This window comes from Hahella sp. NBU794 (assembly GCF_050749805.1).
In the GTDB taxonomy this organism is placed as follows: domain Bacteria; phylum Pseudomonadota; class Gammaproteobacteria; order Pseudomonadales; family Oleiphilaceae; genus Hahella.
In genome coordinates this window covers 4,494,413-4,519,380 of the sequence record NZ_CP192738.1, presented here as the reverse complement: position 1 = coordinate 4,519,380, position 24,968 = coordinate 4,494,413, and the positions used below count along the sequence as shown (strand labels likewise).

The window sequence follows — 24,968 nt, the reverse complement described above, 5'->3', positions numbered from 1 at the left end:
CCGAATCCCTTAACTAGCGGTGTTAACCTCTGTCGTCAGATGCAGCTCCGACACCAGGCGATCGGCCTGATAATGTGGGCGCAAGTAAATAGTGGTGGCGAAGGAGCCGGGCTTCTCGGGTATCTCTTTGACTTGCACCGAGCCTTCACGCAGCGGATAACGCGCCTGCATAAACCAGTCCGCGTCTTCCTGCGAGGTGACATATTGAGTCAGCCAGCGCTGCAGCTCGCGCTCGCAGTCTTCCGCCCGCCTCACGGAGCCGATCATATCGCGGGTAATCACTTTGATATAGTGGGCGAAGCGGGAGCCGCACAAAACATGTTGTAGCAGTGAGGACAGCCTGGAGTTGGCGCTGGCGATCCGGTCCTGAAATACTTTCGCACGGTGCAGGGTGGGGGTGCTGTAAAACACGCCCATGGGAACGTCGTAGCACTGACAGAGCGCAATGAGTCCATGCTCACTGAGCGCGCGTTCGCGTTCGTCGGAAAAAACGGCGTCAACAATCGGCTTATGCGCGATTTTCTTGGCGTCCGTAGCAAAAGCGTCCACGACCAGATTGTCGACGGCGCCCCCCGCCATGTGATCGCGAAGCAAACCGCGAATATGCGAAAACCAGCCTACTTCAGTGAATTCGCGTATCAATACTTTGGCCAACGCAAAGTTGGCGTATCCCCACAAGTAGTTTTCATTGGAAGCCTGAGCGCGCTTTTCTGAGAAAAGCAGCCCGCCATGTGGGGCGATCTGAATAGAGTAGGGATTGCGGATCAGCACGCGGGGCATTGTCAGTCCCAAAAAGCGCGTGTCAGGGTGATCTCGCAAACTGTTCCAGGAAATGTAGTCCTGTTCGCTGAAAAGTTGCTTCAGGCTGATCGGGCTGGTGATTTCCGGGAAGCTCGCCATTTCAAACAACTGGGGCGCGGCGTTAAGCAGTATCGGCGAAAAGGACGCTGCGCCGATTTCCGCCAGACGCTCCAGAGTGGGAATGTCGTTAAAACGGTGTCCCGCAAAGGGCTTATGGGCCACCTCAAAATTCATTAAGATGATGCCGTAGGGCTCGCCCCCAGGCACATCATATTCTTCGCTGTATATCTTGTGGAATAACTGACTCTGGTCGAACTCCACGGAGCGATTTACGTCCTTGGTGATTTCAGACCAAGTGATATCCAGGAAACGGATCTTCACCAGCTTGCGGCCATATGAATAACTCACCACGTCATACAGGCTGCGCCAGGCGCGCTCTAAATCCTGAAACTTGCTGTGGTGAAGAATATGGTTGATCTGGTTGATGATCTTGTTGTCGATCTGGGCGACGGCTCTTTGCAGCCAAAGAATCAGGTAGTCGTAATCCAGTGGCTTACCGGCGGCTTTGTCCTCGTAACACCAATCTGGAAGTTTGATCAGTTGAAGTATCTTCTTGAGCGCGATCACTTCAGCGGAGCTTGGCCCCTGCGTGCGCTTCTGCACAACTCCGTAGGTAAACGGCATGGGGTTGTCGTTTGGAGATACTTTATTCTGCATCTTGGATTTGCGTAAGTCTGCCCGGAGAACGTTTATTTATTGGTTTAATTCTAAAATTTAAGCCGGGCTTGCACTCTAAGAGAGCAGGCCCGGCCCAAGCATGTCGCTTACTGTTCCTGAGCGGTTTTATCAACCAGACTTAGGAATTTCCGCAACCAGACGTAGAGAAGTGGTGAGCTCTTCCATTTGCAGCCATGGGCGCAAGTGAGCAACGGCGCTGAAAGAACCAGGAGATTCTGGGTTCTCTTTAACCTCAACGCGCGCTTCAGCCAATGGATACTTCGCCTTGGATTCGGGCGATGCGTCCGGGTTGCTGTTGCAGTAAGTGTTGATCCAGTTGTTCAACCAACGTTCTGCGCCTTTGGCGTCCATGAAGGAGCCGATCTTGTCGCGAGCCATTACCTTCAGGTAGTGAGCGACGCGCGAGGTAGCCATGATGTAAGGCAGTCTTGCGGAGATCGCTGCGTTTGCGGTCGCGTCGGCTTTGTCGAACTTCTTGGCCTTCTGGCAGGTCTGTGAACCGAAGAATACGGCATAGTCAGTATTCTTGTAGTGCAACAGGGGCAGGAAGCCTTGTTTGGACAATTCAGCTTCACGACGTTCAGTGATGCCCACTTCGGTCGGGCACTTCTGGTCAACGTCGCCGTCATCGCTGACGAACAAGTGAGAAGGCAGGCCAGTTACTTTACCGCCATTCTCTGCGCCACGAATCGCTACACACCAGCCGTGTTCAGCGAAAGCCTGAGTCAGGGTGGTGCCCATAACATAGGCGGCGTTCATCCACGCAAACTTGTCGTGCTCGACGTTCGCGGCTTTGCCAGTTTTGGAGTCGATCGGCAGCTCTTCATAGTTGAAGTCTTCGATGGACTTGCCGTTTCTGCCGTAGGGCATGCGAGACAATACGCGCGGCATAACCAGGGTGACGAAACGGGAGTCGTCGGAATCCCGGAAGCTGCGCCAGGGGATGTATTCCTGAGTCTCAAATATTTTCTCCAGATCGCGCGGGGTGGAGAGTTCGGTGAAGTCATCAAAGCCGAACATCTGTGGGCCAGCAGCGGAAATGAAGGGGCAGAAACCAGCGGCTGAAACGCCCGCCATGTTTTGCAGCAACTCTACGTCTTCCGGGTGGTTGGAGAATTCAAAGTCGCCGATCAGCGCGCCGTAAGGCTCGCCACCTGCGGTGCCGAATTCTGACTCATAGATTTTCTTGAAGATCTGGCTTTGGTCGAACTCAACCGCTTTGTCCAGGTCTTTGTACAGCTCACGCTTGCCGATGTTCAGCATGCGGATTTTCAGCGAGGAGCTGGTCTCGGAATTCATGATCAGGTGGTGCAGACCGCGCCAGGAGCCTTCCAGCTTCTGGAATTTGTCGTCGTGCATGATGGCCGCCAATTGCTTGGACATCAACGCATCGATCTGATCAATCGCTTTATTAATGGTGACGGTGAGGTTGCGGTCCCATTTGACCATACCTGCGCCCGCTTGTTTCGCCAGGTTTGCGATCAGGTCCTGGGCTTGCTCAGGCTCGGTTTGCTTGGTGGCGGTAATCGCCATGTCCAGCAGACTGGAGCTGGATTCTTCCGCTGCTCCGGATTCCTGACCTTGTAATTCTGCGTCGCTCATTAGGCATCTCCTCCGTCTTCATCTTTGGCCGGGCTACGCTCTTCCACTTCTTTGCTCAATACCGCCATCTTGTCTGCGTCAGATAGAACCTGTTCCAGCAAGCCTTCCAGCTCTTCAGAGCGGTCAGCCTTGCTCAGCAGGTCGCGCAGGCGGTTGCGCGCTTCCAACAGCTCTTTCAGCGCTGGAATTTGTTTAACGATGTTCTGTGGCTCGAAATCTTCAATAGAATTGAAGGCGAGACTCATGCCTACTTGCTTGTCAGGGTCGCCGGAAATTTCGTCTTGTACTTTGAGGTCCAAAGTGGGAGCGACTTTCTCCATGATTTCATTGAAGTTGTCACGGTCAATGTTGACGAACTTGCGCTCTTTCAGGGATTTCTTGGCGTCAGTATTGTCGCCTGAGTAATCGCCCATGACCCCAACTACAAATGGCAGCTCTTTTTTGACTTCCGCACCACCAGTTTCCACATCATAAGTAATGTGCACTCGCGGCTTGCGGACTCTGTTTAATTTATCCTGTAGGCTATCTGACATTATTAAGTCCTCTTTGATTTAGCTGTAGGTATCCGGTTAAGCGTCAAAAAAATTTTTAACCCTTTAATCTGTTGATTTGTCACCAACCCTCGCCACTGCCTCCGTCTCTACCCCAGTTTTCACTCGAGCTTTGCTCGGGCTCGGAAGCATCCTCGGCTTTCGCTTTTGGCTCAGGAATGGTGACCGCTCTCGCCGTTTGCGATAACTGGCCGATTGGAGCTGCGTCTTCGCCAATTTGAATACCCGTCATTAAAGCATAGCGCGCCCGTGCTTCTTCGTCAGGTATCAGCTCCATGAGCAGTTCTTGAATAGACATTCTACCCCAGCTGGCGGCTCTTTCAATGGCTCCGCAGAGGGGGGAATGTGGTTCTGTCTTGCGGAAATATTCGGCGATCACCAATAGATGGTTGATAGCGTCTTCGCGACTTCTGAAGGGTCCGTGCGCAACGCCGCCTCTCATTTGCTGACCGCCTCCACCGCCATTGTTTCCGCCTGATTGGCCGTCATCGGTCTGCATCGGCGCTTCATCATCATCGGAAAGCAGCTTGTTTTTCATCAGGCGCTTATACAGCTCTTCAACTTCCTGCAGCGCATTCTTGACGCCACTGGTGGGAAGGCTGGCTTTGCTGCCGCTTTCTGAGCATTTGGCGTCGACCAGTTCGCCGATCTCCTGCCATAACGCCAGCGCTTCCTGAATATCTTCATAAATATTCTGCGCTTTGTCGGGGCTCACGGTGAGGAGTTGCTGGTTAACGATATCCTCACTAAGGCTCAGCTCTTCAAAGCGGCGAATACGCTCTTCTGGATCTTCGATGTCCAGAGCGTCCTGAAGGCGACCGTAAGAAGTCAGAGTCAGCACGTTTTCCGTATCGTCAGTCAATGGCGTATTTTTGATCGGTAGCACCAGTGTGCCTGTACCGTCCTCGCCGTTGAGCGATATCAGTGGATAGATGCGGGTTTCTACGCCATCTTCGTCAGGAAGCGGGTAGACCGTGTCCCAAAAGTTTTCGACCAAGCCTTTAATGATCTGAAGACCATCGCGAAGTCCGGTGAAACCTTCCAGTTTCAGTAACGCTTCGGTAAACCACGCGGCGACTTCAAGGTCTTTGCTTTTGCGTTTAAGAATTGTTGGGGCGAGACGACGGATCTCCCGCCATTGTTCAACCAGCTCCAGTTCGCCGTTGGCGTCAAAGCGCGCAGCCTTGGCCAGAGATACGACTTTGCGACGCGCGGCCTTGGCGGCGCTGAAGTCACTGTCGTTTTCATCTCTTAGGTCGGTTCCGGATGGATTCTCGTCACTGATTGGCGAGAAGAAAGGCTCTAACTCAATAATATTGTCAGACGCCATAATGTATTTACTCCATAAAATCGTTCGGCGCTCGGAAATAGAGGAGTATGTCCGATTTTTCCCTGAAATCAATGTTGTTTAAGACATCGGCCGGTCGTGAACCTTGTTTTTCACGGCTGGCAGGGGGCTTCTCACAACCCTTGTCCAGGGTTCCGGGAAGGCCGGTTAATATACTAAAGTATTCGCTTTCAGGCTAGCTCGCCCCTTACTTTTTTGGCGCTAGCCCTTTGTTTTAAAAGCTTCCTTTTGGGATTAGGGCGAATGGTTTAGCTGGGTGTCGTGCATTTGGCGGACCCAGTTTTCAGGTCTAATTACTGAACGGAAATGGATTTATTAAAGGTTGGGATAATTTGCAAAAAGCAGGTTTGTATAGTTTGGCTTGGGGGGCTTTACATTGCCTTGTTAAGGGAAAAAAGCGCGGTAAATTCATTGTCTTACTAATGGCTTTATTGTGTCCTTTTGTTACTGGATGCGCAGGCCTTGCTACACCGCCGGATGTGGAAGATGGCGTGGCGGGCTATGTGAACGCTGACGACTTTAATATGTGGCTGGCTTACAAGAATGGAGCAGCTATAAGTACAGAAGGTGTGCCCGGTGAATCCGACTTGCAAGCGCCCCTGATTGTTGCAATAGAGGGAGACGGCCTGCCTTGGAGTCGCCCTTGGCGCATCTCCTCCGATCCAACGTCTCCAGATCCTCTTATGTTTGACTGGTATCGACAATGGCAGGGTGAAGCATTGTATCTAGGGAGGCCTTGCTATTTCGGAGCCAGATCCAGTCGCTTTCCCCCAGCGCCCTGGGATAGGGAAAAACCGCCGGAAACGCAGCCTTGTTTCGCCTATTGGTATACGCATGGTCGTTACAGTGAAGAAGTTGTGACGGCGATGGCTCAGGCTCTGCGAATGAAAGCTGGCGATCGCCCACTGCTATTGCTGGGGCATAGTGGCGGCGGGACCCTGGCGATGCTGCTGGCGGCGCGGATGAATAATGTTGAAGCGGTGATGACGCTGTCTGGAAATTTGGATGTGGCGGCATGGACGTCAGGACACAATTTCTCCAGGTTGACGGGATCTCTCGATCCAGCTGTTTTGCCGCCTCTTGATCGTGATGTCAGGCAATGGCATTGGGCGGCCAGCGGAGATGAGACCGTGAAGCCGGAATGGATAGAAAAGGAAGCTGCGCGGCAGCAAGCGATTATTCAGTTAGGCCCCGCCACTAAGCATGGCGACTGGCGACTCTATTGGGCGGAGATAAATGAAGCTGTTTCGCAGCTAAAAGCAACTATAAGCCGACAAAGATAAACAATAATCGCGTTGCACAGGCGTTGGATGCGATCAATACTTTATTTGTAAAAAATTATTCTTTGTATCGAGCGGAGGCCGGACGTCGGCGTTCAGGGTTTTGGGCGAGAACGTCGCTTTATCTGTTGCCTGTTCGGATAAGCAGGAGGCGCCATCGTTTGCGGTGACGCCAGGGCAGTACAGCAGCGTTGATAAAAGTGAGATGAATTATGACACGCAGACAAGGTATGAGCAGTAAACAGCACAGGTCATTAAAAAAGCGTACCCCATGGGGGCTGCCTGTCATGGTCGCAGCGGGCGCCTTGGCTGCGTGCAGCAGTCAGCCGGTGGATCAGGCTGGCGATAAGGGAACGGAAGCGGACAAATTAATGGTGGTGGACTGTCTGTTGCCAGGGCAGATTCGTCAGTTAGGGGCCAATGCCCGATTTTTGACCGCCCGCCGCCCGATTAAGACGACTGCCTCTGAGTGCGCTATTCGAGGAGGCGAATTCACCGCCTTTGATAGAGCTGATTACTCCACTGCGTTGAAAGTCTGGCTGGAGCAGGCCAAATCCGGAGATGCTGAAGCGCAGACATACGTCGGCGAGATTTATGAAAAAGGTTTGGGACTGGCGCCGGATTATGAAGTGGCTGCGGTTTGGTATCGCCGCGCCGCGGACCAGAATTTCACACGGGCTCAGATTAACCTGGGCAATCTTTACGAAAAAGGACTTGGGGTTAATAAAGACCCTATCATGGCGTTGAACTGGTATCGTCGCGCCTCAGGCCTGGATGGCGACAATCTGCAATATGCGTCCACCATCATTGCGAATGATGCCCTGCAGAGAGAACTGTCCAATCTGCAAGGCGAAGTAAGCAAGCTGGAGCAGTACAAGGCGCAAACAGAGGAAGAGAAACGTCGCGCTGCCGAAAAGGCGAGGGCGGAACAGCTGGCTAAGCAGGAGCGTGACAAAGCCAATCAGGCCACTCAGACTGCGACGCTTGAAGTAGCAAGCTTAGACCCCACTCTGGCGCCACCTTCCATCCAGATCCTTGATCCTCCTATTTCGTTGACTCGCAGTGGCCCCACCGTCTTGTTGCGCAACGCGGTGAGCGAGAAAGAGATTATCGGTAAAGTCGATTCCCCCGCAGGCTTGAAGTCGTTCACGGTGAACGGCAAGAGAGTTGATGTTGATGAATTCAACTTGTTCTTTATCAAGGTGCCGGTACAAGGGCGTAAAACAGACGTCGCCATGAACGCAACGGATAAAGTGGATCAGCGCGTCGGTTTCGGCTTTTCCATGTTCCTTGATCAGGCGGCGAATCAGTCCCGCACTCAGAAAATTGAGTTTGACGCCAGCTCACAGTCGCCTAAGTTCGATGGCGTCAGCTTTGGCCGCTATTACGCGCTGGTGATCGGCAACCGAGATTACGCCTACTACACGGATCTGGAAACACCGGAAAAAGACGCCCGCACCATTGCAGAAATGCTGAGCAAGCAATACGGCTTCAACACTAAACTGCTGCTTAACGCGACGCGCTATGAGCTGTTGTCCGCACTAAACGAAATGCGTGAAAAACTGACGGAGCATGACAACCTGCTGATCTACTATGCAGGTCATGGCGAGTTGGATTCGCAGAATGATCGCGGCTACTGGCTGCCGGTGGACGCGGAGCCGGGCAACACGGCGAATTGGTTGTCCAACGTATCGATTTCCGACCAGTTGAACACCTTTAAAGCCAAGCATGTGATGGTGGTGGCGGACTCCTGTTACGCAGGCACTCTGTCTACCGCCTCAGTGGCGCGTCAGAGCGCAGTGGCGGAAAACGAACTGCAGAAAGAGTGGCTGGAGCTGATGGTCGATGTCAAAGCTCGCACCGTGCTGACGTCGGGAGGCGTGCGTCCGGTATTGGATAGCGGCGGCGGCGATCACTCCGTGTTTGCGCGGGCGTTTATCGAAGCGTTGAACACCAACAATGGTTTGATGGACGGTAACCGTCTGTTTATCTCTGTGCTCGGCGATGTGCGTAAGCGCTCACAGCAATTCGGTATTGATCAGATCCCAGATTATGGCGCGATCAAATACGCGGGCCATGAAGCAGGTGAGTTCTTCTTCGTAAAAGCGAAATCCATCTAATTCGACATACTCTCCCTAGGGGGCGGACTTCTTCCGCCCCCTTTTTAATTCTCCCACCGCAAACGTCGCTTTTTTCGTAGAGCATTAATTTGCTGGATGAAACTGACAGTAAGACGTTATTATTTTTCCACTGACGATTTCCCGGCTTACTCCAGGCACTTCGGATTTTGACGCTATAGTTATACTAATAGCGCTTCCCATATAGCGTTTGCGTGAGCAGGCGAAGTGCTTGGACAAGCGGACCTAACCCTTTGAATTAATTGATAGCGCTGGACAGTAATTGAACGATGTCTGATACGCAAATTTTCGATCCCGCCTCAATGGACTCTCAGTATTTCGGCAAATACAAGGTGCAGCGCGAACTGGGGCGCGGCGCCATGGGGGTGGTGTATCAGTGTTTTGACCCTGATTTTGAACGCATCGTCGCCGTCAAGGTATTGCTGCCGGAGTTGTTGGGCGCGGACGTGACAGGTGAATTCCGCGAACGTTTTCGTAACGAGATGCGGGCGGCGGGCAAGATATCCCACCCTAATGTGATTAATGTATTCGACGCTGGCGATCAGGATGGCGCGCCGTTTTTCGTCATGGAGTATGTAGAGGGGTATGAGCTGAAAAGCGCGCTCGACGACGGACAGCGCTTTCCCATCGACAAGACCCTGAAGATCATGACGGACGTGCTTTCCGGTCTCGGTCATATCCATGAACATGGCATCATTCACCGTGACCTGAAGCCCGCCAACATCTTTATTACCAAGAATGGCGTAGCGAAAATCGCCGACTTTGGCGTGGCCAAACTGGAGTCTTCCGAGCTGACCCGGGTGGGCACCATCATCGGTTCCCCCAGGTATATGTCTCCTGAACAGTGTCAGGGCCTGCCGGTAGACGCGCGTTCGGATTTGTTCGCCGCTGGCATTATTTTTTATCAGCTGTTGACCAATGAGCATTGTTTTAACGCCAACTCGCCGACAGCGATCATGCAGAAGATTCTGCACGCGAAACCCGAACTGCCCTCAATGTTGATACCGACTTTGTCCAAGCATTATGACGCAGTTGTCGTAAAAGCCCTGGAGAAGAGTCCAGAGAAACGTTACCAGTCTGCGGAAGATTTTATTCAGGGATTGATGCAGGCGGCGGAAGGTAAAAAAAGCGGTAATATCAAGGGCCCTATGTTCGCGGGCGTCGGTGGTTTGCTGGCTGTGGCGGCGGCAGGGTTGCTTTACGTTTTGATGCCTTCGGTGGGGCAGAATGGCGTAACGCCTCCCGCTGAGACGACCAAATTGGTCCCGAGCAGTGTTAATGGAACGGAAGCGATTTCCAGGCAATCCGACAACGGCGCTCAACATGCTGATAACAATGGCAATAGTAACCCTGATAGCGCCCAAAACGGCTCAACGCCTCAAAATGCGTCAACTGCAAATACTGACAACCCTGTACGTCCCGCCAGCACTGAAGTGCAAAGCCTGAATCCGGAAATTTCCGCCAAGATTGAACGGTTGCTCAAGGTGGCCAAAGTCCATCGCTTGCAGGGACGATTGGTGACTCCTTCCGGCTCCAGCGCCTATGACGCCTATAAAATTGTGCTTGAGATTGATCCTACTAACCAGGTGGCGCAAGAGGGGCTGAAGACTCTGGAACACGATTTGGTGACTCGCATTGATGAGTTGCGGGATCAGGGAGAGTCGCAGATGGCTTTGGCTGAAGCTACCACCGGGAGTCAATTGTTTCCCAGCTCCGAGCAATTATCGAAGCTGGCGACGCAGCTGAAAAAGTAGCTCAGGCTTCCTCCGGTTCGGGAGCGATAGCGCCCTGGACCGAGCCGGACGCCAGGGGCAGCTCCACATAAAAAGTCGCGCCTTTGCCGACTTCAGATTCGAAATCAATCCGTCCATGCATGCCCTTGGCCAATTCTCTGGAGATAAATAAGCCCAGCCCGGTGCCGCCTTTTTGTCGGCGATCAGAGGAGTCAGCCTGGGAAAATTTCTTGAAGATGCGGGTATAAAACTCTGGCGGAATGCCGGGGCCGCGGTCTGTGACGGAGATGCGCACGTAGTTCTCCCGACGCTGCACCGAGATGTTCACGGTTGAACCTTGCGGAGAGAATTTGGCGGCGTTGGAGAGAAAGTTGGCCAATATTTGCTGAAACCTCAATGGATCAACGTTCACGAGACTCCCATCTTCACGGTGGGTGATCTGATACTCCACCTCATGCTGCTGGCCATAAACCAGATTGGTGTCAATGGATTGCTCCACCAGCGGCATCACGGGCTCGACGGAAAAGCTATATTTCACGCCGCCAGCAGTGATTTTTTCCATATCTAACAAGTCATTGATCAACAGGGCGAGTCGCTGGCTGTTTTTGTAGGCGATTTGCAAAAAACGGGCGAATTCTTCCGTCGGCTGGCCCACGGCGCCGTTCAACAGAAGACTGAGCGCTCCGGTGATGGAGGTCAGTGGGGTGCGCAGTTCATGGCTGACAGTGGAGATAAACTCATTTTTCATGCGATCGACGCGTTTTCGCTCGGTAATGTCACGCACCACCACAATAAACAAACGTTCCGATCTGCGGTGTACTTCCGACACGGATATGCCCACGGGAAAGCGCTCGCCGTTCTGGCGTACGCCCTCTATTTCATGCTCTTCGCCGCTGGCGTCGCTGCGTATGGAGGCGGATAGATAGTCAGACATGGTTTCCGAGGCGTCATCGTCGGAATAGTTGGCGAATAATCGTTTAAGGTTGTAGCCGATGACGGAATCCGCGTTGTAGTGGAATATGCGCTCCGCCGCCCGATTGAAGGAAGCGATGAAGCCAATCTCATCCACGGTGATGATGCCGTCGTTGATATTATTCAGAATCGCCTGGGTATGCTGCGCATGTTCTTCCGCCTCCGCTTCCGCCATTTTTTGCTGGTGGATGTCGGAGATCGAGCCGGCCATTCTGATGGCGACATTCTCTTTGTTGCGAATGGCGGCGCCCCGGGAGCGGAACCAGCGCCATTCACCGGAGCGGGTCAGCAATCGATGCATGATGTCATAGGGCGATTCGCTCTCCAGATGCGCCTTGATGGCCTGCAGAACCGGGTTTTTGTCCTGGGGATGAATTTTCTGCTCAAACTCAGTGAAGGTGTTGCTGAAGCTGCCTTCCTCATAACCGAGCAGAGCCTGGAAGCGAGGAGCGTAATACATGTGGCCGGTTTCCAGGTTCCAGTCCCAGATCCCGTCATTGGACCCGCGCACCGCCAACTGGTAGCGTTCCTCGCTTTGGCGCAGGCGGGTTTCGTTGTCGCGAATAGTTTGCGTCATGCGCTTGGCCAGCTCTAACGCCTGCTCCCGCCGGAATGACAGGAACCAGACTAATAGCGTCAACAACAGACTGACCACACCGCCGAGTCCCACCACCAATTTGTCCAGATGCGTGATCGCGTTGGCCTCAAACGCTGGCGTGTTCTCAAACACAACCGTCCAGTCATGTTGATAGAAAGTCAGCGTACGCGAGGCGGTATAGCGGGGAGGAGGCGTCCCTTCAATCTCCTGTAGCCCTGTGTGAAAATCGTTTTCCTCCGTTTCGAACATCAGCGTTTCGTCACTGATGGTGTTGTTGTCGTAGATACGAAATGAAATCTGTAAGCGGCGCGGCCCAAGGATGCCGGCCATTAAGTCGTCAATGCGATAGGGGCTGTATACGAAGCCTTGCAAGGCGCGCCAGCGCGCCTGTTCCGTTTCCGGGATCACGCCTTTGGCGTAGATAGGCACGTACATGAGAAATCCGGACTGCACTTTCCCATGGGTCTCCTGCACCAGCGTAACTTTCCCGGACAAGGCGGTTTCCGCTGATGACGCCGCTTGTCGCATAGCGGCGGCGCGAGTCTCCTCGGACATCATGTCGTAACCGAATGCGGCCAGGTTGCGTCCCAGAAAAGGCTCCAGATAAATAATAGCGGAGTAAATTTCCCGGTCGCCCTGAGGTTTGACGACATAGTTGGGAAATCCTTCAGCTCTTACGGTTGCGATATGTTGGGCGAGTTGATGCCTGGGGATGACGACGGAGTAGCCGACGCCGAGAATGCCCGGATAGTTCTTGTTCAGGTTGAGGCTTTCGATATAGGTGCGCCACTCGTCGCGCCTGACTTCATTGCTGGCTTTGAACAACGCGCCGCCGCCGAGCAGGATCTGCTCATGATCGCGCATGCGCTGGGTGATGAGAGAGGAAATCTCATCGACATAGAGTTGGAACTGTCGCTCGGCGCTGAGTTGCTCCTGATTGCGAATAACGCCGGCGGCCAGAACCACCATGGCCAAACTGGCGATCAACACTCCCCAGGCGGCAAGTAGGCGGCGTCTGAACAGAGGGGCGACGGAGGCCCAAAATGCGTTGCCGGATTGAGGTCTGATGTTCGCCATCCTTTTTTAATGCGTTGCTGGCCGCCGCCGAGACGGCCGATTGATCATTGGCGCTTATGGAAAGTTCAGTTGGCGGGGCTGAACTTGTCAAGGAGACTTCCGCCTCCTGTCCATTGACGCGGCGACGCGCTGATGGGCGCGCCGCCGGAGAGAGGTCGGGCGCAGACTAGAATTGATAAGAGACGCCAATGGCGATGACCGGCCAGTATTTGGCGTTATCCAGGTCATCGTTGTTGATATTGTCCTCTTCTTTCGCCAATTCACTCTCCAACTGCGCTTTCAGCGCGGGGTTGGCGTCTGCGGCGGGGCTATCCGCCGACAGGTGCGCCTGGGCGGTGTCGGTGAACAATATGCCCAGATCTGCGTTAAATCCCCATCCTTTGGTCGGCGCTACGGCATTGCCCCAGCCAATGCCCAGATAAGGCGAAATGGCGCGATCATAATCGATCTTGGCGTGCAGCGTGCCGACTTGTTCGGGGGTGAAGGTAAAGTCCCCGATTTCCACATTTTCTGTTGGCGTTGCGGTACCGGTGAATTCATTGCGGTTGGAGAACAAACCGCCGCTGACGCGGAAGCCGCCGTCGAAGGGATGCCAGTCCATGATGAGGCCATATGACTCCAGATCGATATCAATATCGTAGTCCACATCGTCCAGGGAGCGATCAACCGAGTGTGAGAAGCCGTTGACCATGCCACGCATATTCCAGCTCAGGTCATGCAGTGGAATAGTGACGCTGATGCCTGCGCCCAGGGTGCCTAACATAATGCCCGGGGCGATGGATTGTCCTTCAAGAGTATGGAATACACCGCTTTCTGCTTGCGGACCGCCCAGCTCCATACGCACGCCTGCCTGCCAGACGTCGGTGGAGAGGTTGTCGCGGGCGAAGTCGGTTCCGTAGCGAACGTAGGCGGATGTGCCGCTTTTGAAAACGCCGGTGAGAGATAGACCGGCGTTCATATAAGTTTTATCCGCTTCCTCTGTTTGCAGCTTGAACGAACCTGCTTCAGGGAAGATTGATAACTGGGCTTCTATTTCGGTGGGATCGTTTTTCAACTCGTTCACGAACGCCAACTCCAGTTGTGGAATCAGCACGCCGAAGTTGTAGCTCAACGCCTGACTGACCCGTGCGCCAAGGGTGCCGGTCATGAGGTCTGTAGAGTATTCCATTACGTCCAGTCCCAAACCTGCGTCATTGCTTTCGCTGTAAGCGTCCACATTAACGGTGCGGTATTCAATATTAAGGAAGGCGTCGACCTGCCATTGCTGAACCTGGTAATTGATGCCGGTCCCCATAGCGGCGTTCCATTGGTCGCCGTCGGTATCGCCTTTGGAGGTCGAGGTGACGCCAGGAAAGTTGACGGCGCGGGTGGAGTCGATCGAGACGCCGCCGTAACCGGCGATCCAGTCAAAATACCAATTGTCCCGTGGATAATAGTTACCGTAGAAGGCAAGGTTCCAGGTATCGGTTTCCAGCTTGGTGACGGAGTTGTTTTCTTCGCTGTCTGTCGTGGTGTACCCGGCGGAAATACCGAGAATCAGTTTGTTGGTGAAGCGATAGTCAACGCCGGCGAGCAGTTGTTGCGCGTCATAATCGTATGCGCGCTGATCGCCGTGTGCGTCAGCGTCGCCAAATATCAAAGAGCCGCTTAAGAATACGCCCAGGCGATTGTCAGCGAACATAGACTCGTCATCCCCAGCGGCGCCGCCGGTTCCTGTGACACCCAATAACTTGCCGACGCTGAAATTCTGGCCTTGTACTTCCGTGCGTAGCCCTACCAGGCTCAAACCGGTTGATCCGTTGCGTAGATTGCTGAGACGGTCGCCCAGGCTTTTTACCTGTGACGCAGCGGCTTCTTTCATGGCGCCAGCCTGTGCGCCAATCTGGCGCAGCAGAATTTGTTCCAGCGCATCCGCTCTTTCCGAATCGCTCAACGCGGTGAGAGCATTACAGGTGGCCTGGAAGGTGGCGTCCGTCTCTCTGACAATGCCGGCGGAGTTGGCGTCGCAGGCGGCTTGCAGCACCCCGGCAAGCTGCTCTTGCTCCTCATCTTTCGCGCCCGCCAATAGCGGTTCTGAATCGGGATCGACGGAGATGGTCACGGTAGCAGTACTGCTGCCGACGCCTTCGTAGGTGACGGTGTAGTTGAGTACGACGTCGGTTGGTTCAGTTAAGTCGCTGGGAGGCGTGTATTTGTAAAGTCCGCTGATGCCGCTCAGTTGGGTGATGGAGCCTTGCTCTGGCGTATCAATGGTGAACTCCGATGGATTGCCGCTGGGTTTGACGTCGTTTTCCAGAGGGAAGATGGTGATGGCTTCTCGTCCCGCCAGATATTTATCGTTCACCGCTTGTAAGCTGCCAGCCTCTACTGTCAGGTCGACCGTCACAGTGGCGGTGCTTGTGCCCCGAATATCCTGCAGCGTGTAGGTGAACGTGACGGTGCCTGAAAATGAAGGATTAGGCACCAGGTTAACAGAGAGGTTATCGTCAGTATCGATCGCCACGCTACCCGCTGAACTGTTGCTCAGTGCAGATACGCTGGTAATCTTGGCTGCATTGATCGCCTCCTGAGTGCTGATATCGATAGTGTCGTTGTAGGTGACGACCAGCTTTTCCTGCCCGCCCCCTGGGTCGACGATGTAGGAATCGTTTACTGCAGTGGCGGCGAGGGAGTGTGAAGCGATGCAATTGAGTAGCAAAAAAAGCGTGGAGCAGAGGAGTGATCGGAGTCTGAGCGTCATGTTGCGTACCTTGCCTTTTTCTTGAGGTTGTTACAGCTGTCAATGCGATTGGATCGCGGCCGTGACCAAGACTTCAGCAGCTACCGCTGGCGGGCCAATTTTATTTTTAATTAGGAAAGTGTAGGCGAGGCCTATGGAATCGTGTAGGAAATTTGCGGATGTTTTTGCGCATCCGGCCCCATGAGGGCCGGATTCGTTCGCGAAAGACGTGAGCGGCCTCAGGGCGCTTCCGGCAACTCCAGGTAGGACTGTGCGGCGTTGCTATGCCGGAAGCTGACGGCGTAAGGCGTCAATGTCGGCGGGCCATAAAGAATATCGAAGGTATCAAAGGCAATGGCGATGCGATGTCCAGCGGGTACATCATAAGCCGCCGCCGTCAACTCCATGTCCAGACTCTGATCCCGCCAGGGAGCGGCGTCGTGCAGCGTAGCTGGCGCATGAGTAATCAGTTTGCCAACGCCCAGTACATCGACGTCATACAGATAGGCATTTAACTGCACCTTGTTGTAGCTGGGTTCGATATTCAGATGTATTTTTGCCATCCCACGGATTTTCAGCGTTTCCGACAGCGCGCCGCTTTGATAGACGATGCCGTGAACGCGATTGATCAGCGGCATGGAGGCGTAAACTGGCAAGCCTAGCCCATCCAATAGCGCGGACAGAAGGGGAATACCGGTGCTGGCGCCGGAATCGAGCCCGGAATAGATCGTGTTGGTGCGGGTCAACCAGGAATCGTATTGAGTGTTTGATAGGCCCCCGTTGCTGAGCAGTCCTCTAGGATGCATATACAGCGTGCGTTTTTGCGCGCCGGGGATGGGCCACGCGGTGTATTCTTCCCGCTTGTGTTTGAGGTCGGTCAGCATGGTCAGGGGAGGGCGCGCCATGATGCCGGTATCTTCGCCTTTCAACCAATAGTCAAACCAGTCTCTTGCATTATCCCAGGTGTAGTTGGGAATACCAAGCAAGCCGAGGCCTTCTGCAGACGCGTGTGTGCCCTGGTTCAGGTCCAAACGCTTGGGTCCGCTGAGCTGTTCGAAGAAGCGCAGCAGATTGTTAGGCTGGAACAGGTTGTCGCCAAAGCTGTTGGCCAGATACACCGGCGCCTGGCGGGCGTTGATCTGATCCACGACGCGGGAGGGCGAACGTTCGTAGCCCCAGGCCATGGTTTCCGGGATATTTTTATGCTCCACCAGATTGCGGTATTTCTGCGCGATAGCTGGGTCCATATTGGCGGTGATCAGGCCGCTGGACACCAGGAAAAAGCCCCAGAACAAACGTGGCGTTTGCTGCGCGTAAAGGGATTCCACCAAATCCCCCCAGGTGCTCATGGCGACGGCGGTTTTGATGCGCGGCTCATGAGCCAGCCCCAACAGACTGATGCCCGAGCCGTAGGAAATGCCGGTGACGCCGATAGCGTTGGGATCGGCCTGGGTGTTGGCCAACAGCCAATCCACCATAGCTGACAGGTCCGCCATATCGTTGGGGCCGGCTACATCCACCATGCCCTCGGAACAGCCCCAGCCCCGGGAACTGTAGCTCAGAGCCTGATAACCTCTTTCCGCGTATTTGGCCGCTTGCAGAAAGTATTCATGCTCGTCCAATACCCAGCTATTGATAAAAATCACCGTAGGGTAGCCGCTCGCCGGAGGCGGCGTATTGGGGATGAACAGATTGGCGTCGAGAGAAATACCGTCGTGGGCGGTGACCTTGATGTTGTCGTTAAAGCGATAATCGGCGTGATCAGGGAGGTCGAAATTGACGCAGATATTGGCGCTGGCGAGACTGGACCAGCCGAGCGCTAACAGGGTCCATAACAGAACGGATCGTAACGTGACGTTCATGGGGAGTATCCTTGTCATGTTATTTTTGTTTTGTGTGTAATCCTTCCGCGCTAACGCACTCCTTCAACGGGGAGGACCTGACAAAGTATTCCATAAATAAACGTCGTTCATTTCACCCGAACGGGTGAGAGCGCGCGTTTTTGTGAACTGCGTTAAGGTTAGCTCTGACTATCCAGGGTGAAATAGAACGTGGTGCCTTCTCCGCTGGAGGAATCCAGCCAGATTCGACCGCCATGTCGTTCTACGATTTTCTTCACGATGGTCAGGCCGACGCCAGTGCCGCCATATTTGTCCTGAGGGTGCAGGCGTTTGAAGATCTTGAAGATTTTCTCATACAGATTGGAGCTGATGCCGATGCCGTTGTCCTTGACGTAAAAGATGTGCTGGACGTTTTCCTCGAAGCTGCCCACCGTGATCCACTTTTCCTCTTTGTCGTTATACTTCATTGAGTTGGTGATGAGGTTGCGGAACACCTCCGCGACTCTGACGCGATCGCATTTTATTTCCGGCAGTTTGTTGGCGATGCGGCAGTTGACGGCCAGCTCATTCAGTCGCGGCTCCAGCGTTTCGATCACTTCGGTGACCACGGTGTTGAGGTTGCAGCTCTCTATGGAGAGATCGGTTCTGCCCAGACGGGAGTAATGTAGTAACTCGGTTATCAGACGCTCCATGCGACTGGTCAGACGCACCAGGCTCTGCAGCATTTGACGGCCGCTGTCATCCAGCCGGTCCTGGTAATCCTCAATCAGGAATGAGGCGTAGTTGCTGATGCCGCGCAGCGGCTCTTTCAGGTCATGTGACGCAATATAGGCGAAGTCATCCAATTCCTGATTGGAGCGCAGTAACGCTTCTTTATGCTTGATCTGCTCGGTAACGTCCGCAGCCATACCGATTAGGCAAATGAGTCTTCCATCGTCGTCCAATACGCCGTGACCTTTGTCTTCGATATAGCGCAGGGAGCCCCAGGCGTCGATGATGCGGTAGCTGTGGGACCATTCGCCCTGTTTGTGCCGTTCCAGGCCCTTAAGGATACGGTCGCGGTCTTCCGGCACGATCGCGTCGATAAAGCCCCTGGGGTTCTCATACAGTGACTGGCAACTGCGTCCCCAGATTTCCTCGTAGCGACGGTTGATGAAGTAGATGCGGTCGAGTCCGGGGGCTGACATCCAGACCACGCCGGGCAGGGTTTCTGCGATAGTGCGAAATTTCGCCTCGCTTTCTTTCAGCGCTTTTTGGATCTCGTTGGTTTCACGGATGTATTTCTGGTGCGCCTGTTCGATTTGCTCCTGCATGCGCTTGCGTTCAGTGATGTCGATGACCGTGGCGATAATGGTATGGCTGTCATGCTCATGGACAGCGGTCAGGCCGACTTCCACGGGGATCTGACCGCCATTTTTATGTCGCGCCCACAAGTCCCGGCCTACGCCCATCTTCCGGGTTTCAGGGCGTTTTAAGTAGGCGTTGCGCTGGATTTGGTGCTGGTGGCGGATACTCTCCGGCAATAACAGCTCGATCGGTTGCTGCTTTAGTTCATCTTTGGCATATCCCAACATTTCTGTCAGGACGGAATTAAAGGACTGGATCAGGCCATCGCTGTTGACCACTACCAGGCCATAACCGACGGCGTTGCTGATGGTGTTGGCGCGCTCTTCCGCCAGTCGACGCTCAATATTTTCGCGCTCCAGGCGGCGGTTGAGATTTTGCAATTCCTCCGTGCGCTGCGCCACCTGTTCCTCCAGATAGGCTTTTACCTGGGTGAGTTCGTCACTGCGCAGACTGCTCAACGCCAGCTTGTTCTGCAAGCTATCTGTGAGTTCGCGCCATTCATTAAAAGAGGGGAGCTGGGTGATCTTGGGCAAGAGGGGCCAAACGACGATGGCGGTGATGGCGGAAACCAGCGCCGTCGCGACCTTGATGGCGCCTTCCGCGTAGTAGTACCCGTTCCAGACGTTGACGATTTCCATGACGTGAGTCATGCCGCAAAACAGGATGAAGCAGGCGAACAGCGCGAGGGTCCAATTCAGTTCAAATTGCCGCTTGCGGTAAATGAAAAACAGCAGGGCCAGGGGAATACTGAAATAGGAGACGGCGATAATCAGGTCCGATCCCACATGCATGATCAGCAGGTCGTATTGCCAGAGCAGGCAGTGGCCATGAGGCATGTAGTCGCCGGAGAGAAGCCGGTCGATGATTGACATTGCGGTTTACTCCATAAACGCTGAAAGGCGTATTCAGGAGGATTTCAGCCCTTTCGCTGAATACGCGGGAAGTGTTCCATGAATTCTTTTAAAGACTGGTTGTCGCAGGGCGTTGGCTTGCCGAACAAATAGCCCTGCGCCAGGTCGCATCGCGATTTTTTGGCGTCATTCCATTGCTTATCGCTTTCAATGCCTTCCGCGGTCACTTTCAGTCCCAGGTGGTGTCCCAGTGCGACGACGGTTTCAATGACTTTCTTGTTGCGTTCATCGTGCTGCGCTTCCAGAAAGAAGCACTTGTCGATTTTCAAAATATCGATGGGCAGACGGGTGAGATAGGCCAGGGAGCTGTAACCGGTGCCAAAATCGTCTACAGCGATGCGCAGACCCAGCTCATGCAAATTATTGAGCAGGCGAATGCTCGCGTCAGGCTGCCGCATCAACGTCGTCTCAGTAATCTCCAGTTCGATAACCGAAGGGTCGATAGGGTAACGACTTAGCTTGTTGCGAAACATATCCACCAGATAACTGTTATGGAACTGGTTGGCGGGCATGTTGATGGACAGAGAAATCTCTGGGAACTCCTTCGTCCAAAGCACCGCCTTACGACAGACTTCGTCGATCAGCCATTCATTGAATGGCTCCATTAATCCCAGGCTTTCCACCATCTGGATCAGCTCCATGGCCTGAATATTGGGATAATCCGGCTTTGGCCAGCGACTCAGCAGTTCAAATCCACGCAGGCATTCACCGGGAATATCGACAATGGGCTGGAAGTAGGGCTGAAGTTCTCCCTTCGCAATCGCTCTGGGCAAAGCCGCTTCCAGCGCTTGTTTGCGTTGCCAGATTTCCTTCTGCGACTGGGAAAACTCATGATACGTAGAACGTCCGCGCCCCTTGGCGGCGTAGAGCGCAAGATCTGCGTGCTTAAGCAGTTCCTGTGCGGTTTTCGCCGTGGCGGGATAGCGGGCGATGCCGATAGAGGAACTGACGGCCACCTCATGTTCAGCGATATGCGTGGGCCGATTGACTTCTTCCAACAGCTTTTCCGCAACGCTGCGGGTAATATTGACGTCGACATTCTCCAACAGCACGACAAATTCATCGCCGCCGATGCGGGCTACGCTGTCGGTTTCCCGCACAACCGATTTGATCCGGCCGGCGACGGCCTGTAACAGGGTGTCGCCAGCGTCGTGACCCAGGGAATCGTTGACGGGTTTGAAATGGTCCAGGTCTAAATAGAACAGGCTGCATTCATGGCTATTGCGTTCGGCTTTCTTGATCGCCAGCTGCAGACGGTCAAGAAACAGCGCCCGGTTCAAAAGTCCGGTCAGCGCGTCGAAGTGCGCCATGTAATTCAGCTGATGCTGCAGACTGCAGGTGCGCACGGCGTTGCCGATAGCGCGATGCAGCGACTCGGCGGTCAGGTCGCCTTTCACCAGATAATCATGGGCGCCATTGCGCATCAGTTGCACGGCGATGGACTCGTCTCCCTGACCAGTCAGCACCACCACCGGGATCATGTCGTCGATCCACAGCTTCTTTAGCTTGCGCAAGAACGTCAGGCCATCCATGCCCGGGAGTTGATAATCCAGCAAGCAGCAAATCGGTCGATGGTGCTGCAGGAGTTCAAGCGCCTCTTCCGCGCTTTCCACTTCTTCGATGCTAGAAAAAGGTTCTTGATATTTGGCCAGTAGTCTTCGGTATAAATAGCGATCGTCGGCGGAGTCTTCGATGATTAACAGGGAGGTGTCGCCGCGCATTCCATTCATGCCTCGTTGCCGCGTGGTAGAACTGCAATTTCAAACCAGTACTGCTTGAGCTCGCCAACTGCTCGAATCAAACCGGATAGATCGACCGGTTTGCAGACGTAGGTGTTCGCGCCAGAGAGGTAGCAGCGGGCGATATCCCTTTCATCGCTGGATGTAGTGAGTACGATCACGGGAATGCGGCGTAATTCAGGGTCGCCTTTGACTTGCTTCAGCACTTCGAAGCCGTCAATGCCGGGAAGGTTCAGGTCTAACAGGATCAACGCCGGCAGTTCGCCTCTGTCCTTGAAACGGTTGCGCGCAAACAGGTAGTCCAGCGCTTCCTCTCCCAACTGACAATGGACGATGGGGTTGATCAATCCCGCTTTGGTGAAGGCGCGCTGCATGGCGGCATAATCATCCATGCTATCTTCGACCACCAGAATAAGCCGGGTGGACTGGTTTCCTGTCATGATTCCCGCCTTGAGAAACGTAGAAAGTCCATGCTGGTTGAGAGCGCCGCGTCTCATCGTATAACTATAGACAAATAGTCGCTGTTTGGCGCAAGTGCAAGCGGTTCCTTTTTATTACATATTTATAGAGCTGCTTTGACAGACTCAGATGCGAAACGCCTCCGCGCCCGAGCGGATGGTCTTCGCGGCGACCTCGCGTCATTTTGGCAGTGGTCTAAACTGATAATTGTCGGAAAAAGAAAGCGTTGAACATTTCCTGGCGACGTCTTTCGCGTCCGCTGGTACGTCGGGCGCAAACTGCTATGCCGTTTGCAGGACCACTCATAAAAAACTGATATCCGGGACACTGTGTGACTGAATCCACGACCTCCGGCTCCGCTTCCATCACCAAACAGATTTCTGTGCTGGAGAAAAAGCGGTCCGCGTTATTGCGCTTGGTAAGAGCGACTTCTTCCCTGGAAAAGCTGCGTCAGAGCTTCCAGGCGGTGCTGCAGTTGGGTGCGACGAAGATGACGCTGTCCACCTCTGCGTTGAAATCATTTGAATCACTGGGGCGCAAAGTCCGCAACCTGCCTGACTCCGAGGTAAAAGTTCGTCTGGGCAATCTGGACGACCACGTGCAGAGCAACCTGGGTCGGGTCACGGAAATGGCTTTGCAGTTGGTGGACGCTGAGGAGGCGATTGACGAAAAATTTGAAGAAATCAATCTGGTGGTAGGTGATTTCAGTCGTTATGCGCGCACCTCCATCGCCATGCGGGTGTTGTTGGAACGGCGCGGGGTGAAAATTGCGCCACTGAAAATCAGCCTTCCCGTTGAGGATATCAAGCGGCGTTTGAGTCGGGTTTGCGAGCAGGAGAAGAGTTGCCGCAAGCAAGCGGAAGAACAGATTGTCAGCATGCACGAGGATATTGGCGTCATGTTGAGTAATCCCACCTGTACGGGGATGCAGCGGCAGGTGCTGGAAGCCGTGGATACTGCTCTGATGGATAATCTGGAGCATATTCAAGCGGGTAAAAGCCTGGCGGATTTGCCCACGCCAATTGAAGAAATTGAGCTGGAAACGCCACGGCCGGGTGCGGTGACGAAGACCGCAGAAGAGAAGGAGTCTGCGCAAGAAAAAGAGCAAGCAGTCAAAAGTCGCGAAGCGGCGCCGCATCCTCCAGAAAAGGCCAAGAAGCCGAGCGCTAAGCAAGCTGCTCAGCCGGAATCTTCGCCCAAACGTCCTTCAGGCGTGATGGGACGCTTTCTTGAATGGTTGAACACGCCTTGGAGCGTGGGTTGGAAAGACCTCAGGAAGAAGAAGCGCGATACGAGGCGCAAGTAAGTCTCAGGCCTTGTCTTTTGTAGACGAGATTCTGAAGCGGGCTTTGTCTATGCCATGTTTTTTGATCATTTTCCCCAGGGCGCGCCGCTCTTTACCTGACCGGCGCGCTGCTTCACTGATGTTTCCACGCGTGGTCTCCATCAACCAGTTCAGATAGTCGCTCTCGAAACGCCGAACCACGGCGCTTTTGGCGTCATTAAAGGATTGAGCTTCGAAGCTGACGTCAAACTGGAGGGGAATGGCGTTTGGCGACGAAGGCAGAGAAAATTGCAGCTCCGCATTGTCGCTGAGCAGGTATTCCCGTTGCAGCAGATTTTCCAGCTCTCTCACATTTCCTGGCCAGGCGTAGGTCTTCAGCGCTTGTAAGGTCGCCATGTTGAGCTGTTTCTCAGGACGACGGTATTGTTGACTGAAGCGTTGCAGCATATACCGGGACAGCAGCTCAATGTCTTCTTCGCGACCCCGCAGGGCTGGCATGGTCAGGGTCAGGATATGCAGGCGAAAGAACAGGTCTTCTCGAAACTCTCCCTGCGCTACTTGCTGCGCCAGGTTGGCGTTGGTGGCGGCGATAACGCGGATATCCGCAGTGCGGTATCCCGCGGAGCCCAGTGGGCGGTATTCTCGGGTTTGCAGAAAACGAAGCAGGGCGACTTGGGCTTTGGCGGACAGGCTGTCTATTTCGTCGAGAAAAAGGGTTCCCCGGTTGGCTAATTCGATCAACCCCGGCTGTGCGCTTTTGGCGTCGGTGAAAGCGCCCTTGGCGTGGCCGAATAACTCATTTTCCAGTAATTGCTCTGGTAAGGCTCCACAATTAATGGGGATAAACGGAAACTGTCGGCGCTCGCCCAGATAATGAATCGCCCGCGCCGCCATCTCTTTACCGGTGCCGGTTTCGCCTTCGATCAACACTGGCGCATCGCAGCGCGCGATCCGGGCAATCAGACGCAACGTAGCGGTGAACGCGGCGGAGCGACCGATCATATTCAGCGCATCGAACTGTTCCCATAAAGCGGCTTCCTGATGGGAATCATAGGTATCTGCTTCACTGCCTTCCCGATGGCGTAGGCGATCCAGTCGCAAGGCCAGTTCCGCCTTATGACAGGGCCAGCGTACAAACTCATCGAAACGCTGCATGAAATCCGCGTCCCACTCTCCCGCGTCGGAGCTATACACGCACAGACTTCTGCCGCGCTGATCCGGCGTCAGGGCGGCGAGGATGGCGTCTTTGGGATACGGCTGGGCGCCCAGCAAAAACAGAGTAATAGCGTTGGAGCAAGGCTGAGGGCGATTCAGCCAGACGTCGCCGGACACAAACTGAGGTCGGTAGCCCAGCTCAGGCAGAATCCGGCTGAACTCAGAATGATGCTGTGATGAAGAGCTGAAGGCGATGCAGTCTAAGGTTTCCATATGCCTGCTCCAGGCGTTTCTTGTTATCTTCAGAGACGCGCCCGCCGATGACTGCACTGAGTAAACGCGTCCATGAATGAGCGCGCCGCTAACCCGAAGCGCTGCCAGGGAGTTTTAGTATAGTTCGAAATTTTCACTTTGCAGGAAGATCGGGATAAAGATGCTTGCTGGTAAGAAGAGTTATTTATCAGTGATAACTTGGGAGCAGGAGCAATCCGGTGTGCGACCACCGATCTACGGAGTAGCTACAAAATATTCATGAAAAATACGAGCTCATATGCTTGTTAGTGAACCATGATGACCGACGTGTTGATGGTTGGGTTGAATAAAAATTTTTCGAAATTAGATGACGGCTTTTCTCTAAAACTAGCGCTTTATACCGCGTGGCTATGGTCAAAGCG

Annotated in this window: 15 protein-coding genes; 4 read left to right on the top strand and 11 right to left on the bottom strand. The window is 54.0% G+C overall.

Annotation, left to right across the window (positions count from 1 at the left end; all coding sequences use genetic code 11):
• Positions 1-9 precede the first annotated feature (9 nt).
• The 4 genes from tssC (ACQYWX_RS19615) to tssA form a co-directional block, all read right to left on the bottom strand.
• Positions 10-1,518 carry a type VI secretion system contractile sheath large subunit gene (gene tssC / locus ACQYWX_RS19615; protein WP_431686045.1) on the bottom strand — a complete coding sequence of 503 codons (1,509 nt, stop codon included), beginning with the start codon at positions 1,516-1,518 and terminating at the stop codon, positions 10-12.
• Positions 1,519-1,647: 129 nt separating this feature from the next.
• Complete coding sequence (gene tssC / locus ACQYWX_RS19610; protein ID WP_216739503.1) at positions 1,648-3,141, bottom strand: type VI secretion system contractile sheath large subunit; 1,494 nt, start codon at positions 3,139-3,141, stop codon at positions 1,648-1,650.
• Positions 3,141-3,674, bottom strand: coding sequence for a type VI secretion system contractile sheath small subunit (gene tssB / locus ACQYWX_RS19605; RefSeq protein WP_216739504.1), 534 nt, complete (start codon positions 3,672-3,674; stop codon positions 3,141-3,143). Before tssB ends, tssC (ACQYWX_RS19610) begins: the two co-directional genes overlap by 1 nt.
• 79 nt (positions 3,675-3,753) lie before the next feature.
• Positions 3,754-5,022, bottom strand: coding sequence for a type VI secretion system protein TssA (gene tssA / locus ACQYWX_RS19600; RefSeq protein WP_431686044.1), 1,269 nt, complete (start codon positions 5,020-5,022; stop codon positions 3,754-3,756).
• Positions 5,023-5,462: 440 nt separating this feature from the next.
• On the opposite strand from tssA, the gene ACQYWX_RS19595 reads away from it, so the two are divergent.
• The 3 genes from ACQYWX_RS19595 to ACQYWX_RS19585 all read left to right on the top strand — a co-directional run bounded on the left by ACQYWX_RS19595 (position 5,463) and on the right by ACQYWX_RS19585 (position 10,212).
• Positions 5,463-6,323, top strand: a complete 861-nt coding sequence (locus ACQYWX_RS19595; protein WP_431686043.1) for a hypothetical protein — start codon at positions 5,463-5,465, stop codon at positions 6,321-6,323.
• Between the two features lie 227 nt (positions 6,324-6,550).
• The gene (locus tag ACQYWX_RS19590; protein WP_431686042.1) at positions 6,551-8,440 is read left to right on the top strand and encodes a caspase family protein; all 1,890 of its coding nucleotides are present in this window, start codon (positions 6,551-6,553) and stop codon (positions 8,438-8,440) included.
• A 287-nt stretch (positions 8,441-8,727) separates the two neighbouring features.
• Positions 8,728-10,212: a serine/threonine protein kinase gene (locus ACQYWX_RS19585; RefSeq protein WP_431686041.1), complete on the top strand. Its 1,485-nt coding sequence runs from the start codon at positions 8,728-8,730 to the stop codon at positions 10,210-10,212.
• Between the two features lies 1 nt (position 10,213).
• Here the strand turns inward: ACQYWX_RS19585 and ACQYWX_RS19580 are convergent, their stop codons facing one another.
• From ACQYWX_RS19580 to ACQYWX_RS19555, 6 genes are all read right to left on the bottom strand, one after another.
• A complete protein-coding gene (locus ACQYWX_RS19580) occupies positions 10,214-12,838 on the bottom strand; it encodes a CHASE domain-containing protein (protein WP_431686040.1) in 2,625 nt (874 codons plus the stop codon).
• Positions 12,839-13,004: 166 nt separating this feature from the next.
• A complete protein-coding gene (locus tag ACQYWX_RS19575; protein WP_431686038.1) occupies positions 13,005-15,578 on the bottom strand; it encodes an autotransporter domain-containing protein in 2,574 nt (857 codons plus the stop codon).
• 218 nt (positions 15,579-15,796) lie between these two features.
• A complete protein-coding gene (locus tag ACQYWX_RS19570) occupies positions 15,797-17,419 on the bottom strand; it encodes a CocE/NonD family hydrolase (protein ID WP_431686037.1) in 1,623 nt (540 codons plus the stop codon).
• A 158-nt stretch (positions 17,420-17,577) separates the two neighbouring features.
• Complete coding sequence (locus tag ACQYWX_RS19565) at positions 17,578-19,617, bottom strand: sensor histidine kinase (RefSeq protein WP_431686036.1); 2,040 nt, start codon at positions 19,615-19,617, stop codon at positions 17,578-17,580.
• 44 nt (positions 19,618-19,661) lie between these two features.
• Positions 19,662-21,386: an EAL domain-containing protein gene (locus ACQYWX_RS19560; RefSeq protein ID WP_431686035.1), complete on the bottom strand. Its 1,725-nt coding sequence runs from the start codon at positions 21,384-21,386 to the stop codon at positions 19,662-19,664.
• On the bottom strand, positions 21,383-21,835 hold the full coding sequence (locus tag ACQYWX_RS19555) for a response regulator (RefSeq protein WP_127971738.1): 453 nt from the start codon (positions 21,833-21,835) through the stop codon (positions 21,383-21,385). The genes ACQYWX_RS19560 and ACQYWX_RS19555 overlap by 4 nt, the downstream gene beginning before the upstream one ends.
• A gap of 350 nt (positions 21,836-22,185) precedes the next feature.
• Here ACQYWX_RS19555 and ACQYWX_RS19550 point away from each other — a divergent pair, with 350 nt between their 5' ends.
• The gene (locus ACQYWX_RS19550) at positions 22,186-23,160 is read left to right on the top strand and encodes a hypothetical protein (protein WP_431686034.1); all 975 of its coding nucleotides are present in this window, start codon (positions 22,186-22,188) and stop codon (positions 23,158-23,160) included.
• Between the two features lie 3 nt (positions 23,161-23,163).
• Here ACQYWX_RS19550 and ACQYWX_RS19545 read toward each other — a convergent pair whose 3' ends face one another.
• Positions 23,164-24,567 (bottom strand): sigma-54 interaction domain-containing protein, encoded by a 1,404-nt coding sequence (locus ACQYWX_RS19545; protein ID WP_431686033.1) that lies wholly within the window; start codon positions 24,565-24,567, stop codon positions 23,164-23,166.
• Positions 24,568-24,968 lie beyond the last annotated feature (401 nt).

Excerpts from the sequence above, each read along its gene's own strand:
- ACQYWX_RS19555 (WP_127971738.1), bottom strand. The coding sequence starts at position 21,835 with ATGACAGGAAACCAGTCCACCCGGCTTATTCTGGTGGTCGAAGATAGC.
- tssB (WP_216739504.1), bottom strand. The coding sequence starts at position 3,674 with ATGTCAGATAGCCTACAGGATAAATTAAACAGAGTCCGCAAGCCGCGA.
- ACQYWX_RS19575 (WP_431686038.1), bottom strand. The coding sequence starts at position 15,578 with ATGACGCTCAGACTCCGATCACTCCTCTGCTCCACGCTTTTTTTGCTA.
- ACQYWX_RS19590 (WP_431686042.1), top strand. The coding sequence starts at position 6,551 with ATGAGCAGTAAACAGCACAGGTCATTAAAAAAGCGTACCCCATGGGGG.
- ACQYWX_RS19560 (WP_431686035.1), bottom strand. The coding sequence starts at position 21,386 with ATGAATGGAATGCGCGGCGACACCTCCCTGTTAATCATCGAAGACTCC.
- tssC (WP_216739503.1), bottom strand. The coding sequence starts at position 3,141 with ATGAGCGACGCAGAATTACAAGGTCAGGAATCCGGAGCAGCGGAAGAA.
- ACQYWX_RS19545 (WP_431686033.1), bottom strand. The coding sequence starts at position 24,567 with ATGGAAACCTTAGACTGCATCGCCTTCAGCTCTTCATCACAGCATCAT.
- ACQYWX_RS19580 (WP_431686040.1), bottom strand. The coding sequence starts at position 12,838 with ATGGCGAACATCAGACCTCAATCCGGCAACGCATTTTGGGCCTCCGTC.
- ACQYWX_RS19595 (WP_431686043.1), top strand. The coding sequence starts at position 5,463 with ATGGCTTTATTGTGTCCTTTTGTTACTGGATGCGCAGGCCTTGCTACA.
- ACQYWX_RS19585 (WP_431686041.1), top strand. The coding sequence starts at position 8,728 with ATGTCTGATACGCAAATTTTCGATCCCGCCTCAATGGACTCTCAGTAT.
- ACQYWX_RS19565 (WP_431686036.1), bottom strand. The coding sequence starts at position 19,617 with ATGTCAATCATCGACCGGCTTCTCTCCGGCGACTACATGCCTCATGGC.
- tssA (WP_431686044.1), bottom strand. The coding sequence starts at position 5,022 with ATGGCGTCTGACAATATTATTGAGTTAGAGCCTTTCTTCTCGCCAATC.
- ACQYWX_RS19570 (WP_431686037.1), bottom strand. The coding sequence starts at position 17,419 with ATGAACGTCACGTTACGATCCGTTCTGTTATGGACCCTGTTAGCGCTC.
- tssC (WP_431686045.1), bottom strand. The coding sequence starts at position 1,518 with ATGCAGAATAAAGTATCTCCAAACGACAACCCCATGCCGTTTACCTAC.